This is a genomic window from Luteimonas rhizosphaericola (assembly GCF_029888045.1).
GTDB classification, from domain to species: Bacteria; Pseudomonadota; Gammaproteobacteria; order Xanthomonadales; family Xanthomonadaceae; genus Luteimonas; species Luteimonas rhizosphaericola.
The window spans coordinates 437,865-453,670 of the sequence record NZ_JARXRN010000028.1; the positions used below are offsets into that span (position 1 = coordinate 437,865).

Below are 15,806 nucleotides of genomic sequence, written 5' to 3' on the forward strand. Positions count from 1 at the left end.
CCGGTCGACCTCTCCACTCCACGGCCGGTGGGCGCTCAGTGCCCGGCGCGCACGCCATCCCGGCAGCGCGTTGATGATGTGTCCCCATCGGCGGCCTCCGGGCCGCCGATGTCGTGTGCGCGGCGGCATAATGCGCGCATGGCCCCTGCGATCGACATGGTCGGCTTCGATGCCGACGACACCCTCTGGCGCAGCGAGGATTACTTCGACGCCGCGCAGGACGAATTCGAGCAGATCGTGTCCCGGCACGTGGACCTGGGCGATGTGCGGTTGCGCGACCGGCTGTACGCGGTCGAGCGCGGCAACATCGCCGTGTTCGGCTATGGCGTGAAGGGCATGGCGCTGTCGATGGTGGAGGCGGCGGTCGACATCACCGACGGCCGCATCCCGGCGCGCGACCTGCACCGGATCGTGCAGATCGCCAAGGACATGCTGCGCCACCCGGTGGAACTGCTGCCCGGCGTGCGCGAGGCCGTCGAGGCGGTGGCCGCCGAGCACGCGGTGGTGCTGATCACCAAGGGCGACCTGTTCCATCAGGAGGCGAAGGTGCGCGACAGCGGCCTGGCCGACCTGTTCCGCCGGATCGAGATCGTCAGCGAGAAGGACGCGGGCACCTACGCGCGCCTGCTGGACGAATTCGACATTCCCGCCGACCGCTTCGCGATGGTCGGCAACTCGCTGCGGTCCGACATCGTGCCGGTGCTGGAGCTGGGCGGGTGGGGCGTGCACGTGCCCTACCACCTGACCTGGGCGCACGAGGCCGAGGCCGCGGACGTGAGCGGCCATCCGCGCCTGCGCCAGGTGGCGACCGCGGAGGGCCTGCCGCAGGCGCTGCGCGAGCTGTCGGGCGTGGCCGCCGTCTCCGACCCGTCTCGCTGAAGGAGCGCGCCGTGCGCCTGTCCTCCGCCGTCTTGTGTCTGCTGCTGAGCGCCGCCGGCGTGCATGCGCAGGACGCGGCGGATCCGTCTGCTCCGGACACGGGTGCCGGCGTCGCCGCGGTTCCGGCGCCGTGGCAACCCCGTACCGGCAGCGACTGGATCGACGCCCATCTGCACGACATGGACGCGTATGCCGCGCGCTATCGCGACGCCTTCGTCGACGAGATCGTGCGCTACCACGAGGCGCCGCGCGCGCTGGTGGTCGAGGCGCTGGCCGATCCGGTGCTGCATGCGGGCGATGTCTACTACGCGTGTTCGCTCGCGGGCGCGATCGGCCGTTCCTGCCGGACCGTGCTCGAGGCGCGCCGTCTCGATCCATCGGAGGGCTGGGAGGCGGTGGCCGCGCGGCTCGAGGTCGCGACGGGCATCGACCGCCGCATCCGCGGCGACATCGCCGAAAGCTACGTGCGCTGGGGCCGGCCGCTGGTCGACGCTGCCGGGCGGCGGGACGCACGCTAGCGCAACGACCGACCCGCCGTGGCGAGGCCGACGCGGCCGGGGGCGCGCGGACACGGCGAAGGCCACGCGCGGGCCCCCGGCAGGTTCGGGCTGTGGCCGCGGCCTTCCCGTCTGCCCGGGGGGCGTGCACCCGCACGGCGCTCCCGGCGCGTCGATGCCCCGGCACCGGATGGCGGGTCGCGTCCGGCCGCGCGTGATCGCAGCGCAGCCTCCGTCTTCCCGCGCCCTCCACGGGCACCGGCCTAACGTGTGCGGCTTCGCCTTGCCCGGGATGCGTGCATGTTCGATGTCGCGATCATCGGCGGCGGCCCCGCGGGGCTGACCGCCGCCAGCTACCTGCAGCGCTTCCACCGTCGCTGCGTCGTGTTCGATGCGGGCCAGAGCCGCGCGCGCTGGATTCCGGAAAGCAATAACTGCCCGGGCTTTCCCGGCGGGGTGTCGGGCGAGGAGCTGCTGCGGCGCCTGCACGCGCAGGCGGCGGCGGTATCGGTGCCGGTCGAACCGGTGCGGGTGGACCGCATCGCGCGCGCGGAGGAGGGCTTCGTGATCGCCGCCGGGGATCGCGACTGGAGTGCCCGCGCGGTCCTGCTGGCGACCGGGTTGCGCGACCGGCTGCCGGGTCCATGGGCGGAAGAAGCCATCGCCTGCGGGGCGCTGCGGCTGTGTCCCATCTGCGATGCGTTCGAGGCCAGCGACCTGGCCATCGGCGTGTTCGGGCCGGCGCGCGACATCGGCTCGCACGCGCGCTTCCTGCGCACGTTCTCCTCGCGCGTATTCGCCCTGCCGTCCGATGGCGGCGACGGTGGCGAGGCGGGCGAGGCCGCGCGCGCGGCCGGCATCGAATGGCTGGGCGCCGGCGAACTGCGGTTCGACGGACGACGCTGCCACTGGCACCGCGCCGACGACGTGGTGCCGCTGGAGACGGTGTACTGCTACCTCGGCTCGGACGCGACCCTGCCGCTGGACGGCCTGGACGTGGAGCGCACCCGCAGCGGTGAGGTCGTGGTCGACCGCCACCAGCAGACCTGCGTGCCGGGCCTGTACGCGATCGGCGACGTGGTCGGCGGGCTCAACCAGATCTCGGTGGCGGTGGGGCACGCCGCGATCGCAGCCACCCACGTCCACGGCCAGTTGCCGGACACGCCGCGCGCGGCGCCGGAGGCGGTGCGATGAACCCCGACCTCATCGGCTGGGCGGCCTCGGCGATCCTGCTCGCGACCCTGGTGCGCCAGATCCGCAAGCAGGTCGCCGACGGCACGGGCGCGGGCGTCTCGCGCTGGCTGTTCATCGGCCAGAGCCTGGCCTCGGTGGGCTTCATCGCCTACAGCGTGCTGCTGGACAACTGGGTCTTCATCGTGACCAACAGCTGCATCCTGGTGACCGCGATCGTGGGGCAGTGCCTGCGGCCGAAACCATCCGCCTAGGCGCCAGACGGCCCGCAGGAGAGCGAGGCGCGGCAGGTCGAATGGCCATGCGTCGCTGCGTGATCGCGTTCAGCCCGTTCAGTTCCACCCAGCCCAGCCGCTCAAGGCACCCGCGACGCGGCCGTCAACGGATGTGATCGATTTCATGGCCCCGGCGTGCTGGCGAGGCCCGTTCCGTCCACAGCAGCGCCCGGGCGGCGCCAGCGCTACAGAAGGGGAAATACAATGGGCCACGCCCTCAGACTGCTGCTCGCGGGGATGCTCGCGAGCCTGGCGCTGCACGCGTCCGCGTCCGACCAGGGCGTCGCCCTCGTCAAGAGCGTGGCGGGCGAGGTCGTCATCAGCCGCGACAGCGCATCGCGTGCCGCGACGCAGGGCGCGCACCTGGACGTGTCCGATCGCATCGTCGCCGCCGACGGTGCCACCGTCGCGATCGCGTTCCGCGACGGCACCCTGCTGACCCTGGGCAGTGGCGCGGACATCCTCGTGCGCGACTACGTGTTCGAGCCGAAGGACGGCAACTACGCCTTCTCGCTGTACATGGCCCGCGGCGCGGCGATCTACGAGTCAGGCAAGATCGGCAAGCTCGCGCCAGACGCCGTCAGGGTGGAGACGCCCAAGGCCACCGTCGGCGTGCGCGGCACGCGCTTCCTGATCGAGGCGGACTGACCCATGGGCCTCGCGCTGTCCTTCGTGCGCCTCGCGGCCGCGCTGCTGTGCCTGTCCCTGCTGGCGGCATGCGCCAGCGCGCCCACGCGCATCACCCTGATGCCCGACCAGGACGGCCATGTCGGCGGCGTGGTGGTGGCCAACGCGCAGGGCTCGCAGGCGGTCTCGCGTGCGTGGGAGGCGGTCGAAGTCGGCGACGCCGCGTCGGCACCCGCACTGCGCCGGGCGCGCGATCCGGACGAGGTCGGCCGCACCCATCGCGCCCTGCTCGCGGCGCAGCCCACGCCGCCGCGCAGCTTCGTGCTGCACTTCCTGTTCGACAGCATGGAGCTCACGCCCGAGTCGCGGCAACTGCTGCCGCAGGTGCTGGACGTGGTGCGCGGCCGCCTGCCGACCGAGGTGACGGTGTTCGGCTATGCCGACTCGGCCGGCGCGGCCGCCTACAACCTCGAACTGTCGGCGCAGCGTGCGCGCGCCGTCGCCGCGCTGCTCAGGCAGATCGATCCGGACCTGCCGGTGGAGGTGCAGTACTTCGGCGACCGCGAGCCGCTGGTGAAGACGCCGCCGGGCGTGCCGGAGCCGCGCAACCGGCGCGCCGAGATCTTCATCCTGTGAGTCGGTCGCGTCCCGGGTGCGCGCATCGCGTTCCCGGACGTCCGTGTGCCGGGACGGGCGCATGACCTCGACCCGGGCGATCTCCGAAGCCCTGTCGCGCCGCCAGGCGCTCGCCTTCACCGCGGCGGGCCTGCTGCTCGCGCTTGCCTTGGGGCTGGCGGGACTGTTCGGCGCCGCGCCGGTCGAGCGCCTCGATCACCGCGTCTTCGACGCCCTGACCGCGATGACCGCCGCCGGCGAGGTCGCCGCGGACACGGTGGTGGTCGACATCGACGAAACCAGCCTCGCGGCCGTCGGCCAGTGGCCATGGCCGCGCTACCGGCTGGCCGCGCTGATCGAGCGCATCGCCGCGGCGCGCCCGGCGGCGATCGCGCTGGACGTGCTGCTGCCCGAGGCCGACCGCGCCTCCCTCGACGACATCCGCCGCACCTTCGAGCGCGATTTCGGCCTCGAGGTGGCGATCTCCGGCGTGCCGGAGGGGCTGCTCGACAACGACGGCTTCCTCGGCGGGCAGATGGCCCGCTTCGACGTGGTCGGTGCCCGCTACTTCTACTTCGACCATGCCACGGACGCGGGCCGGCCGTCGCGTCCCGGGGTCGGCTTCGACGGCGCGCTCGACCGGCTCGACCTGCACGACGCCCCGGGCGTGCTCGACAATCTCGATGCGATCGCCGCGCAGACCCGCAGCAGCGGCTTCGTCAACATCCGCACCGACGACGACGGCCTGCTCCGGCGCCTGCCGCTGCTGATCGAGCACCGCGGCGTGGTGCATCCGAGCCTGGCGCTGGCCGCGACCATGCGTGCGCTCGGGGTCGAGTCCGGGCGGGTGGAAGCGGGGCGCGACGGAATCTCGATCCGGGTCGGCGACCACGCCATCCCGGTCGGGCGGGACGGCAGCGCGCTGCTGCGCTTCAACGGTGCGTCGAGCCTCTACCGCAGCCTGCCCGCGGTGCAGGTGCTGTCCGGCGCGGTCGACCCGGACGACCTGCGCGACCGGATCGTGTTCATCGGATCGTCCGCGGTCGGGCTCAACGACCTGCATGCGACGGCCCTCGACCGCAGCTTTTCAGGCGCCAAGGTGCAGGCCGTACTGGCGCAGAACATCCTCGACGGGCGCGTGGTGCGCGTGCCGGCATGGGGCGGCTGGGCGGCGGCGGCGCTCGGCCTGCTGCTCGCCGCGCTGCAGTGCGGCCTGTTCGCCGCCGGATGCCGGCTGGCGGTCCTGTCGGCGGTCACCCTGGTCACGGCCGTGGTGCTGGGCGCGCTCGCGCGCGGCAGCTTCGTCGACAGCAGCGCCTACGTGCCGATCGCTGCGCCGCTGCTGGTGATGGGCACGGTGCTGCTGGCCTGCTTCGCCACCCGGCTGGCGATCCACCGGCACCACGCCAGTCGCTGGAGCCGGCAGCTGGAGAACGCCCGGCAGGTCACGATCGAATCCATGTCCGCCGTCGCCGAGACGCGCGATCCCGAGACCGGCGCGCACATCAAGCGTACCCAGCATTACGTGCGCGCCATCGCGCGGCAGCTGCAGCGCAGCGGCCACTACCGCGACATCCTCGGCGACGACTACGTGCGGCTGCTGTTCCTGTCGGCGCCGCTGCACGACATCGGCAAGGTCGGCGTGCCCGACCACATCCTGCTCAAGCCCGGCCCGCTCACCGCGCAGGAGTGGGTGCTCATGCGCAGGCACGCCGAGTTCGGCCGCCAGATCATCCTCAGCACCGCGAACCGCATCGAAGGCGACAACTTCCTCACCGTCGCCAGCGAGATCGCCGCCACCCACCACGAGCGCTGGGACGGTGGCGGCTATCCGGCCGGGCTGGCCGGGCAGGACATCCCGCTGTCGGGACGGATCATGGCGGTGGCGGACGTGTACGACGCGCTGGTCAACCGCCGCTGCTACAAGGCGCCGTTCCCGCACGCGCAGGCCATGGACATGATGCGGGCGCTGCGCGGCAGCGCGTTCGATCCGCTGGTGCTGGATGCGTTTCTCGCGATCGAGGAGGAAATCCTGCGGATCGTCGCGAGCTTCCGCGACGAGGACGCGCAAGCGGCTGCCGCAGCCGCAGCAGGCGGAGCCGACGTGGCATCCGGTGCAGGCCTTCAGCAGGGGGCGGTGGGCGCCTGCTCCAAACCGGGGTCGACCGCGGCCGCGGACCGCTGCCTAAGGCGCGAATGCCGTGAAGTGCGATCCCCGGCCCTCCGGGAATAGCTGCGTTCAGCGAGATGAAGCGGAATCCCGTCCGTCCAGCGACGGGCGGGCTCACGTTCCGAACCCGGTTGCCGTTATCTTCCTCCGATGAAGACCTCTGCCCCCACTGCCCCGCGCCGGCAGCGCCCACGATGACGGCCATGCGGCAGGTCCCCGGGCCGCAGTCGCGTGAGCTGCGTCCGCGTCGGGTGGGCAGGTCCCTCGCCCGTTGGCGCAGCCGCTCGGGAAGTGGCTTCACGCTGATCGAACTGATCTTCGGCGTGGCGGTGGTCGCGATCCTGGCCGCGATCGCGCAATCGCAGTTCGCAGGTTTCATCGAACGCGCGCGCGTGGCGACCGCCGTGGCCGACATCGCCGCCATGGAGCTGGAGATCCAGCGTTTCCAGGGGTTGCCCGGTGGGCCGCTGCCCGAGTCGCTGGCGGATATCGGCCGGGCAGGGCTCCTCGATCCGTGGGAGCGGCCGTACCACTACACGAATCTCCAGACGACCAACAGAGGCGCGGCGCGCAAGGACCGGCGGCTGAATCCCATCAATTCCGACTACGACCTGTTCAGCGCCGGCAAGAACGGCGTGTTCAAGCCGCAGGTCAGCCAGAAGGACAGCGTGGACGACGTGATCCGCGCGCGCGACGGCGCCTACATCGGCCTGGCCGAAGACTTCTGAGCACGGCGATGGCGGTCGGCCCGCGCCTGTCCACCGCGATTCTCGGCAGCCGCTTCGGCCGGCGGCTGTTCGTGCTGTTCTGCTTGGCGGCGCTGGTGCCGGCCTCGGTCGTGTTCTGGATGACCTACCGCACCGCGACCGCGGACGCGGAGGCGGCGCGGCGCGAGACGCTGCGCACCGGGGCCAAGAACTACGCCCTGGGGGTGTTCGAGCGCATGCAGCTGGCCGGCGGCGCGCTCGCCACCCTCCGTGCCGATGCTCTCGCTGAGGGCAGCGCGGATCCGGTGCTCGGCCTGTACTTCAGCGATGTGCGGGTGCGGCCGCGAGGTGGCGGCGATCCGCGGCCCGGTGCTGCGCAGGTCGCCGGGCCGTGGCTGCGCCTGGTGCCTGGCGACCGCGGCACCGTGCCTGCGCTGGAGCACGCCGATGGCGAGCGCGTGGTGGTCGCCACCCTCGCGCCGGACTTCCTGTGGGGCCTGGCCAGCGAGATGAGCCAGGACATGCGGATCTGCATGTACGCCGCGCGCGAACGGCTGTTCTGCGGCGGCCATCCGGGCACCGATCCCGGCGAGCGCCTGGTGGCGGCGCACTGGGACCTGTTCCTGAAGGCCGGGTTCGATGCGCCGCCGTGGACCGTGGTGTCCGTGGCGGGCGCCGGGCACGGCCTGCGCCACTATCGCGGCGTGGTGGTGCCGGCGGCGGCGGCGGTCCTGCTGCTGGCGCTGCTGCTCAGTTCCGTGCAGATCCGGCGCGTGCTGGTGCCACTGTCGGACCTGCTGCGCCGTATCCAGGGCGTCGAGGGCGGGCATGCGCCGGTGGCGCGGCAGGCGGGCGAGGACGAGTTCGGGCTGCTCACGCGCACCTTCGACGCCATGCAGCAGCGCATCGGCCGCCAGATCGACACCCTGCGGATCCTCTCCGACATCGACCGGCTGCTGCTCGGCGGCGCCTCGCTGGACCAGCTGCTGGACCTGATCGCGCGTCGACTGCGGCACCTCGCGCAGCCGGCGCTGGTGTGCATCGTGGTGCCGCCGCCCGCGCCGGGGGAGGCCGCGACGCTGTACCTGCTGCGCCGGGACGGCGGGGCGATCGAACAGCTGCGCTGCCGCCGCGGCTGCACCGCGGGCGAGGGGTCGCCCCAAGGCCGTTGGCAACCTGTGGACACACTCGAGCCCGGCACTCTCCGCGAGGCCTGCGAGACCGGATCGGTGCGCGATCTGTTCGTGCTGGTGCCGGCCGAGCTGCCGCGCGCGGTGGAGGTCGTGCTCGGCTACGCGGCACGGCCGTTGGCGATCGATCATGCCTTGGCCCAGGCGGCGAAGCTCGCCGAGTCGATCCCGGTGGCGCTGGCGTTCGAGGAGCGCCGCCGTCAGCTGGTGTACCAGGCCCGGCACGACTCGCTCACCCAGCTGCCCAACCGCCTGGCCACCTTCGAGGCGGTGGCGGCGGCGATCGAGGACGCCGCGCGCGACGGGGGCCGGTTCGCCGTGGCCTTCCTCGACCTCGACCGCTTCAAGTCGATCAACGACGGCCTGGGCCACGGCTCTGGCGATGAACTGCTGGTCGGCGTCAGCCGGCGCATCCGCCAGAGCCTGTCGGCGGGCGACTTCGTCGGCCGCTTCGGCGGCGACGAGTTCTGCCTGATCCTGTTCGGCGCCGGCAACGCGGGCGAGGCCGAACATGCGATGCAGCGGGTCACCGCCAGCCTGTCGCAACCGGTCCGTGCCGGCGGCCGCGAGTTCCTGCAGAGCTTCAGCGCGGGCATCGCGCTGTATCCCGGGCACGGGCGCGACGCCAGCACGCTGATCCGCCACGCCGACCTGGCGATGTACCAGGGCAAGCGCGCGGGCGGACGCGCGTTGCGGGTGTTCGAGCCGGACATGGACGCGGCCGCACACGCCAGGCTGCGGCTGGAGAACGACCTGCGCGACGCGATTGCCGCCGATGCGATCGAGGTGCACTACCAGCCGCGCGTGGACAGCCGAGACGGCTCGATCTGCGGCGCCGAGGCGCTGGCGCGCTGGACCCATGCGCAGTCCGGCCCGATCCCGCCGTCGACCTTCGTCGCGCTTGCCGAGGACACCGGCCTGATCGACGACCTCGGCGCGCTCATGCTGCGCAAGGCGTGCGCGCAGCTGGCGGAATGGAACGCGGCGGGCCTGCACTTGCCCAATGTGTCGGTCAACGTGTCCGGGCACCAGTTGCGCTCGCGACGGCTGGCCGAGACCGTGCGGCGCGCGATCGAGGCGGCAGGCATCGCACCGACGGCGCTGGAACTGGAAATCACCGAGACCGCGCTGATCGAGGACCGCGAGGCCGCCGAACACCAGCTCGGCCGCGTGCGCGCGTTCGGCACCACGGTGGCGATCGACGACTTCGGCACCGGCTATTCCTCGCTCGCCTACCTTGCGGCGCTGCCGTTCGACACCCTCAAGATCGACCGTTCGTTCGTGGTCGGGATCGGCGACGGCCACACGCCGATGTCGGCGATCGTGCGCGCGACCATAGGCCTGGCTCGCGAACTGGGCAAGCACGTGGTCGCCGAGGGGGTGGAGACGATGGACGACGTGCAGCACCTGGCCGGCTGGGGCTGCTCGACCATCCAGGGCTACGTCTATCACCGCCCCATGCCCGCCGCCGCGCTCACCGACCTGCTGCAGGCGCGCGCGTCGACAGGCTGAGCCGGCGGCCCCCGCGCTGCGTCGTGCGGTGGCGCCCGGCATGAGGTGACGCCCCGGGAGACCGCGTCGCCGGCGTTCGACGCGACCGCGGCCCCGCGCGACAATGGCACGGTGAACGCCGCCGCCCCCACGACCAGCCAAGGCCCGCGGTCCGCAGTTCGAGCTGTGGACGCGGCTTCGATCCGCCTGTCGGTCGCCCCGATGATGGACTGGACCGACAGCCACTGCCGCGTGTTCCACCGGCTGCTGGCGCCGCATGCGCGGCTGTATTCGGAGATGGTGCACGCCAATGCCGTGATCCATGGCGATCGCGACCGGCTGCTGGCGATGGATCCGGTCGAGCATCCGGTCGCGCTGCAGCTGGGCGGCAGCGAGCCGGCGCTGCTGGCGCAAGCCGCGCGCATCGGCGCCGAGCGTGGCTTCGACGAGATCAACCTCAACTGCGGCTGCCCGTCCGACCGCGTGCAGGCCGGGCGCTTCGGCGCCTGCCTGATGCGCGAGCCTGCGCTGGTGGCGGCCTCGGTCGCGGCGATGATCGAGTCCGTGCAGGCCTCCGCGCATCCGGTGGCGGTGACCGTGAAGTGCCGCCTGGGCGTGGACGACGACCACGACTGGGACCGCTTCCTCGGCTTCGTCGACACCGTGGCCGCGGCCGGCTGCGCGCTGTTCGTGGTGCATGCCCGCAATGCCTGGCTCAAGGGCCTGTCGCCCAAGGAGAACCGCGAGGTGCCGCCGCTGCGCTACGAATGGGCCTACCGGCTCAAGCGCGAGCGCCCGCGGCTGCAGGTGGTGGTGAACGGTGGCATCGCGTCCCTGCCGGAGGCGGTCGGGCACCTCGCGCACGCCGATGGCGCGATGCTCGGGCGGGCCGCCTACCACGATCCCTACCTGCTGCACCGGCTCGATGCGACCCTGCACGACACGCCCGAGCGCCCGCGGCCGGACCTGCTGCGCGCGCTGCGTCCGTATGTCGAGGCGCAGCTGGCCCGCGGCGTACCGCTGCGCCACATCACCCGCCACTTGCTCGGCCTGTTCCATGCGCAGCCGGGCGGGCGCGTGTTCCGCCAGGTGCTGGGCGAGGGCGTGCACCGGCCGGGCGCGGACTGGTCGCTGGTCGAGCGTGCGCTTGCGGCCACCGCCAGTACCGCGGAACTGGCGGCGTGATCACGCGCGACGTCGCGGCCTTCGTCGCCACGGCCCGCGCCTGCGCGCCGGACTTCGGCCCCGCCACCGCGCGCGCCGCGTTCCTGGTGGCGCCCGACGGCTTCGCCCGTGCACAGGAGTCGGCCAGCGACAACCGCTACATGGCCGCGGCGTCCGGCTTCGACCCCGCGCGTGCACTCGCGCAGCACCGGGCGCTGCACGTCGCGCTGTCGCGCCTGCTGCCGACGGTCTGCTTCGCCGGCGCGGACGACACGCCCGATGCGCTGTTCCCCAACAACGTCTTCGCCACCGCACGCGCCGACGCGCGCCGGCCCGAAGCGTTCGCGCCGCGGCTGGTGGTCGGCCGCATGCGCCATGCGGTGCGCCGACGCGAGGCGGCCCGCGGGGACATCCGCGCGTTCTTCCGCGATGCGATGGGATACGAGGAAGTGGACCTGTCGACCCAGCCGCATCCCTGCGAGCTGACCGGCGCGCTGGTGATCGACCGCGCGCGCGGCCTGGGCTACTGCGGCCTGTCCGAACGCTGCGACGCCGAGGGCGCGGCCCTGCTGCATGCGGCCTTCGGCCTGCGCGCGACCCTCGCCTTCGACCTCGCCCCCGGCGAGTACCACGCCAACGTGGTGCTGGCGGTGCTGGCCGGCCGCGCGGTGCTCGCCTGTCCGGACGGGTTCGCCGACGCCAGCGTGGCCACGTCCATCGCCGGGCTGTATCCGCACGCGGCGCTGCTCGGTCCGCGCGAGCGCCAGGCCTTTGCCGGAAACGCCATCAGCCTGTCGCCCCAATCGGTGAGCATGAGCGCGACCGCCCGGCGTGCGCTCGCGCCGGAGACGGGAGCGATGCTGGATGCGGCCGGCTTCACGGTCCAGGGCGTGGAACTCGACGCGATCGAGGCTGCCGGCGGCTCCCTGCGCTGCTGCGTGGCCGAAGTATTCTGAGTCGCGGCATCGCACCGGATGCACGGCGATGAACGCCTGCCCGCTGGTGAAAGAAAAGTTAAGGACCGATTCACCGCCGGCCGCCAAGAATGCCGGTCCACCTTGCGAACCGGCGCCGATGCGCCTTCCGTCGACGTCCATGACCGCCTTGCCGCCCCGCTGCTCCCGGCCCGTCCTCGCCGTCATGCTGGCATTCGCCGCACTGGCGGCCAGCGCGACGGCCTGGTCGCAGGAGCCGCCGCGCGATCGCGGCGGCAGCGAGGATCGCGAACGCGGTCGGGTGGAGGGTCCGCCCAACCGCAACCGGGACGCCCTCTCGGATTCGGTGCGCCGGTTCGAGCGCAGCAACCGCGGCAGCCGCGTCCTCAGCGCCGAGCGCATGCAGGCCGACGGCCGCGACGTGAACCGTATCAAGGCGATGGACGACCGCGGCCGCGTGCGCATCTACGTCGACGATCCGCAGCGCCGTGCGCCTACGCCGCAGCCCCGCCGGCCTACACGCGACGACCACGACTGACCCGGCACTCTGTTCAGGAATCTCCGGCCACACTGGCCGCATCAACGAACTGAACGGAGTCATTCCATGCGCATCCTGCTCGTCGAAGACGAAGCTCCCCTGCGTGAAACCCTAGCCGCGCGACTCAAGCGCGAGGGCTTCGCCGTGGACGCCGCCCAGGACGGCGAAGAAGGCCTGTACATGGGGCGCGAGGTGCCGTTCGACGTCGGCATCATCGACCTCGGCCTGCCGAAGATGTCCGGCATGGAGCTGGTCAAGGCGTTGCGCGACGAGGGCAAGCAGTTCCCGGTGCTGATCCTGACCGCGCGCTCGAGCTGGCAGGACAAGGTCGACGGCCTCAAGCAGGGCGCCGACGACTACCTCGTCAAGCCATTCCACGTCGAGGAGCTTCTGGCCCGCATCAACGCCCTGGTGCGCCGCGCCGCGGGCTGGAGCAAGCCGACCCTGGAATGCGGCGCGGTGGTGCTCGACCTCGCCGCCCAGACCGTGACCGTGCATGGCCAGAACGTCGACCTGACCAGCTACGAGTACAAGGTGCTCGAGTACCTGATGATGCATGCCGGCGAGCTGGTCTCGAAGGCGGACCTGACCGAGCACATCTACCAGCAGGACTTCGATCGCGACTCGAACGTGCTCGAGGTGTTCATCGGCCGCCTGCGCAAGAAGCTCGATCCGGACGGCACCCTGAAGCCGATCGAGACCGTGCGCGGTCGCGGCTACCGCTTCGCGATCCCGCGCAACGGCGAGGGTTGAGGACGACCGGGTCGCGGTCGCGTCGACCGCCACGGTCGTCAGGCCCGTCGCCGACGACCGGCATCGGCTATCGTGAAGCCCCGGCGCGCGTCCGTGCCGGGCCCGGCACCGATGACAACTCCCTGATCCGATGAGCACCGGCAAGTCCCCGCGTGTGCTGAAATGGCGCCCGCGCTCGCTGCAGGCGCGCCAGCTGATGGCCGCGAGCCTCGGGCTCGTGGCCTTCCTCGCGCTCGCGGGGTACGCGCTCGACCGCGCCTTCATCGACGTCGCCAGCGAGGGCCAGCGCGACCGCCTGCGCAACTACGTGTTCGCCTACGCCGGGGACGTCGAGTTCCTGCGCAACGGCGAACTGTATGCGCCGGACAATGGCCCCGACGACCGCTTCGACCGGCCCGGCAGCGGCCTGTACGCCGAGATCGTCCTGCCCAACAGCAGCTGGATCTCCCGCTCGGCCTCCGGCCCGCAGCTGCCCGAGGCGCCGATGCTGGCGGGCGGCGAGGAACTGTTCGAGGGCCCGCTGCCGATGACCCGCAGCGACGGCACGCCCGGCCAGGTCTACCGCTACGGGGTGGGCATGGTCTGGGCGCCGCAGGAGTCCGCGCCCGAGGCCGAATTCCCCTTCACGATCTACGTGGTGGAGGACGCCGGCACCGTGCCGCGCCAGGTGCGCGTGTTCCGCGCCGCGCTGTGGGGCTACCTCGGCATCGCCGGGGTGATCCTGCTGCTGTTGCAGACCCTGGTCCTGCGCTGGAGCCTGTGGCCGCTGCGCAAGGTGATCGACGAGCTCACGCGGGTGCAGCGCGGCCAGGCCAACCGCATGGGCGAGCGCCATCCGCGCGAGCTCGAACCGCTGACCGACAGCATCAACGCGCTGATCGAGAGCGAGCGCGAGAACCTCGAGCAGCAGCGCAACACGATGTCCGACCTCGCCCACAGCCTGAAGACGCCGCTGGCGGTGATGCGTGCGCGGCTGGACGCGGACGCCGACGATGGCGGACTGCGCACCGACATCGCCACCCAGCTGCAGCGCATGAACGACCTGGTGAGCTACCAGCTCGGCCGCGCCGCCTCCACCGGACACACGCTGTTCGCCGCGCCGATCGAGGTCGAGCCGTACGCCGAGACGCTGGTGCAGGGGCTGGAGAAGATCTACGCCGGCAAGGGCGTGATCTGCGAGTTCGAGATCGATCCCGCCGCGCGCTTCCATGGCGAGCCGGGCGACCTGCAGGAGTTGCTGGGCAACCTGATCGAGAACGGCTTCAAGTGGGCGCGCTCGCGCGTGCTGCTCACCGTGCGGCCCGGCGCCAGCGCGCCGAACCGGCGGCCCGGCCTGCTGCTCGCGGTCGACGACGACGGCCCCGGCATCCCCGAGGACCGCATCCCGCTGATCCTGCAGCGTGGCGTGCGCGGCGACGAACGCGTGCAGGGCCACGGCATCGGCCTGTCGATCGTGCAGGACATCGTGCGCAGCTACCGCGGTGAACTGCAGGTCGGGCGCTCGGCGGAACTCGGCGGCGCGCGGTTCGAGGTGCGGCTGCCGCCGGGACTGTAGCGCGGTCGCCTGGCGGAGCGGTCAGTGATCCGCGGCCGCCGCGGCAGGCGAGGGTCCGTACAGGCGTTCCAGGTGCGCCGCGACCTCGGGCAACGCGCCACGCAGCGTGGCTGGATCGCTGAAGTGGTACTCGCTGCAGACCGCGAAGAATTCCTCAGGCGATTCGGCCGCGTAGGTGTCGATCGCGACCTCGCGACCGGCGTCGACCTCGGACGCGAAGCGGTCGAAGGCCTGCTGGAAATCCCGTGCCCACGCGCGCTGCCAGTCGCGCGGCAGCGGCGGGGTGCCGTCGAGCACGCCGTCGAGCGCGTCGAGCTTGTGCGCCATTTCGTGCACCGCCACGCAGAAGCCGTCGTGCGGATCGTCGAGGTCGGATTCGACGTCGGCCCACGACAGGATCAGCGGGCCGTCTTCCCAGGCTTCGCCGATCAGCTCGTCGTCCCATTCGTGCAGCACGCCGGCGGCATCGACGTGGCTGCGGTTCACGCGAAAGGCGTCGGGGTAGACAATCAGCTGCGTCCAGCCGTGCAGGCCCTCGGCACCGAACTCGAGCAGCGGCAGGCAGCACAGGGCGGCGAGGATCGCGCGCCGGCTGTCGTCGAGCTCCAGCGGCTCGATCGGGGTGATGGCCTTGCGCTGCAGGAAGTGCGAGACGAGGGTGCGCAGGCGCTGCGCGCGGTCGGCATCCAGCATGGCGACCAGGCGAACGTGCGCCAGCACCTGCTGCCAGGTGGCGTCGTCGATCGGGTCGGGCGCGCGGCCGAACAGCCGCTGGATCAATCGTCCGGGCACAACCCGGGATTCCTCAGCGGATCATGCCCGGCAGGAAGCTGTGCCAGCGCGGCGCACGGGTGGCCGCATCCGTGTCGCCGCCACGCCGCGCGGCCGGCGCGCGCGCGCGGGTGGGCGCAACCGCGCGCTTGTCCGTGCGCACGGGCTCCAGATCGGTCTCCGCTTCCGCGGTGACGGGGCAGCCCGCACCGGCGCCGTTGGCGTCCATCATCGCGGGCTGCCGGGCCGCCGCGGGCAGCGCGGCGCAGCCCAGGACCAGGCACAGCAGCACGCGGGAATTCAGTCCTCGAGCCATGGCAACCATCCTTCGGCCAGCTGTTGCGGCGGCAACAGTTCACTATACCCCGGATGCGCCCGGGGGGCGGAGGGTTGCAGCGATCGTGCGACGAACCGGCCCGCGGCCGCGCCGGACGGTGGCCGCGGGCCG

General features: G+C 72.3%; 14 protein-coding genes and 1 pseudogene. 14 read left to right on the plus strand and 1 reads right to left on the minus strand.

Going from position 1 to position 15,806, the window contains the following annotated elements:
* Positions 1-138: 138 nt before the first annotated feature.
* The 14 genes from QFW80_RS14555 to QFW80_RS14620 all read left to right on the plus strand — a co-directional run bounded on the left by QFW80_RS14555 (position 139) and on the right by QFW80_RS14620 (position 14,587).
* A complete protein-coding gene (locus QFW80_RS14555) occupies positions 139-879 on the plus strand; it encodes an HAD family hydrolase (RefSeq protein ID WP_280602700.1) in 741 nt (246 codons plus the stop codon).
* 11 nt (positions 880-890) lie between these two features.
* Positions 891-1,397: a hypothetical protein gene (locus QFW80_RS14560; protein WP_280602701.1), complete on the plus strand. Its 507-nt coding sequence runs from the start codon at positions 891-893 to the stop codon at positions 1,395-1,397.
* A 279-nt stretch (positions 1,398-1,676) separates the two neighbouring features.
* Positions 1,677-2,570 carry an NAD(P)/FAD-dependent oxidoreductase gene (locus QFW80_RS14565; RefSeq protein ID WP_280602702.1) on the plus strand — a complete coding sequence of 298 codons (894 nt, stop codon included), beginning with the start codon at positions 1,677-1,679 and terminating at the stop codon, positions 2,568-2,570.
* Positions 2,567-2,821, plus strand: coding sequence for a hypothetical protein (locus QFW80_RS14570; protein ID WP_280602703.1), 255 nt, complete (start codon positions 2,567-2,569; stop codon positions 2,819-2,821). The genes QFW80_RS14565 and QFW80_RS14570 overlap by 4 nt, the downstream gene beginning before the upstream one ends.
* 225 nt (positions 2,822-3,046) lie before the next feature.
* Entirely contained in the window at positions 3,047-3,490 is a 444-nt protein-coding gene (locus QFW80_RS14575; protein WP_280602704.1) for a FecR family protein, read from the plus strand.
* A 3-nt stretch (positions 3,491-3,493) separates the two neighbouring features.
* Positions 3,494-4,105, plus strand: a complete 612-nt coding sequence (locus QFW80_RS14580) for an OmpA family protein (protein WP_280602705.1) — start codon at positions 3,494-3,496, stop codon at positions 4,103-4,105.
* Between the two features lie 61 nt (positions 4,106-4,166).
* Positions 4,167-6,317 carry a CHASE2 domain-containing protein gene (locus QFW80_RS14585; protein WP_280602706.1) on the plus strand — a complete coding sequence of 717 codons (2,151 nt, stop codon included), beginning with the start codon at positions 4,167-4,169 and terminating at the stop codon, positions 6,315-6,317.
* Positions 6,318-6,457: 140 nt separating this feature from the next.
* Entirely contained in the window at positions 6,458-6,982 is a 525-nt protein-coding gene (locus QFW80_RS14590; RefSeq protein ID WP_280602707.1) for a prepilin-type N-terminal cleavage/methylation domain-containing protein, read from the plus strand.
* Positions 6,983-6,990: 8 nt separating this feature from the next.
* Positions 6,991-9,663 (plus strand): putative bifunctional diguanylate cyclase/phosphodiesterase, encoded by a 2,673-nt coding sequence (locus QFW80_RS14595; RefSeq protein ID WP_280602708.1) that lies wholly within the window; start codon positions 6,991-6,993, stop codon positions 9,661-9,663.
* 201 nt (positions 9,664-9,864) lie between these two features.
* Positions 9,865-10,827, plus strand: coding sequence for a tRNA dihydrouridine(20/20a) synthase DusA (gene dusA, locus QFW80_RS14600; RefSeq protein WP_425603596.1), 963 nt, complete (start codon positions 9,865-9,867; stop codon positions 10,825-10,827).
* Positions 10,824-11,762, plus strand: a complete 939-nt coding sequence (locus QFW80_RS14605; protein WP_280602710.1) for an arginine deiminase-related protein — start codon at positions 10,824-10,826, stop codon at positions 11,760-11,762. Before dusA ends, QFW80_RS14605 begins: the two co-directional genes overlap by 4 nt.
* A 28-nt stretch (positions 11,763-11,790) precedes the next feature.
* Complete coding sequence (locus QFW80_RS14610) at positions 11,791-12,279, plus strand: hypothetical protein (protein ID WP_280602711.1); 489 nt, start codon at positions 11,791-11,793, stop codon at positions 12,277-12,279.
* Between the two features lie 66 nt (positions 12,280-12,345).
* Entirely contained in the window at positions 12,346-13,032 is a 687-nt protein-coding gene (locus QFW80_RS14615; RefSeq protein ID WP_280602712.1) for a response regulator transcription factor, read from the plus strand.
* Between the two features lie 130 nt (positions 13,033-13,162).
* The gene (locus QFW80_RS14620) at positions 13,163-14,587 is read left to right on the plus strand and encodes an ATP-binding protein (RefSeq protein ID WP_280602713.1); all 1,425 of its coding nucleotides are present in this window, start codon (positions 13,163-13,165) and stop codon (positions 14,585-14,587) included.
* Positions 14,588-14,608: 21 nt separating this feature from the next.
* Here the strand turns inward: QFW80_RS14620 and QFW80_RS14625 are convergent.
* Positions 14,609-15,426, minus strand: a pseudogene (locus QFW80_RS14625) (M90 family metallopeptidase).
* Positions 15,427-15,806: the final 380 nt, after the last annotated feature.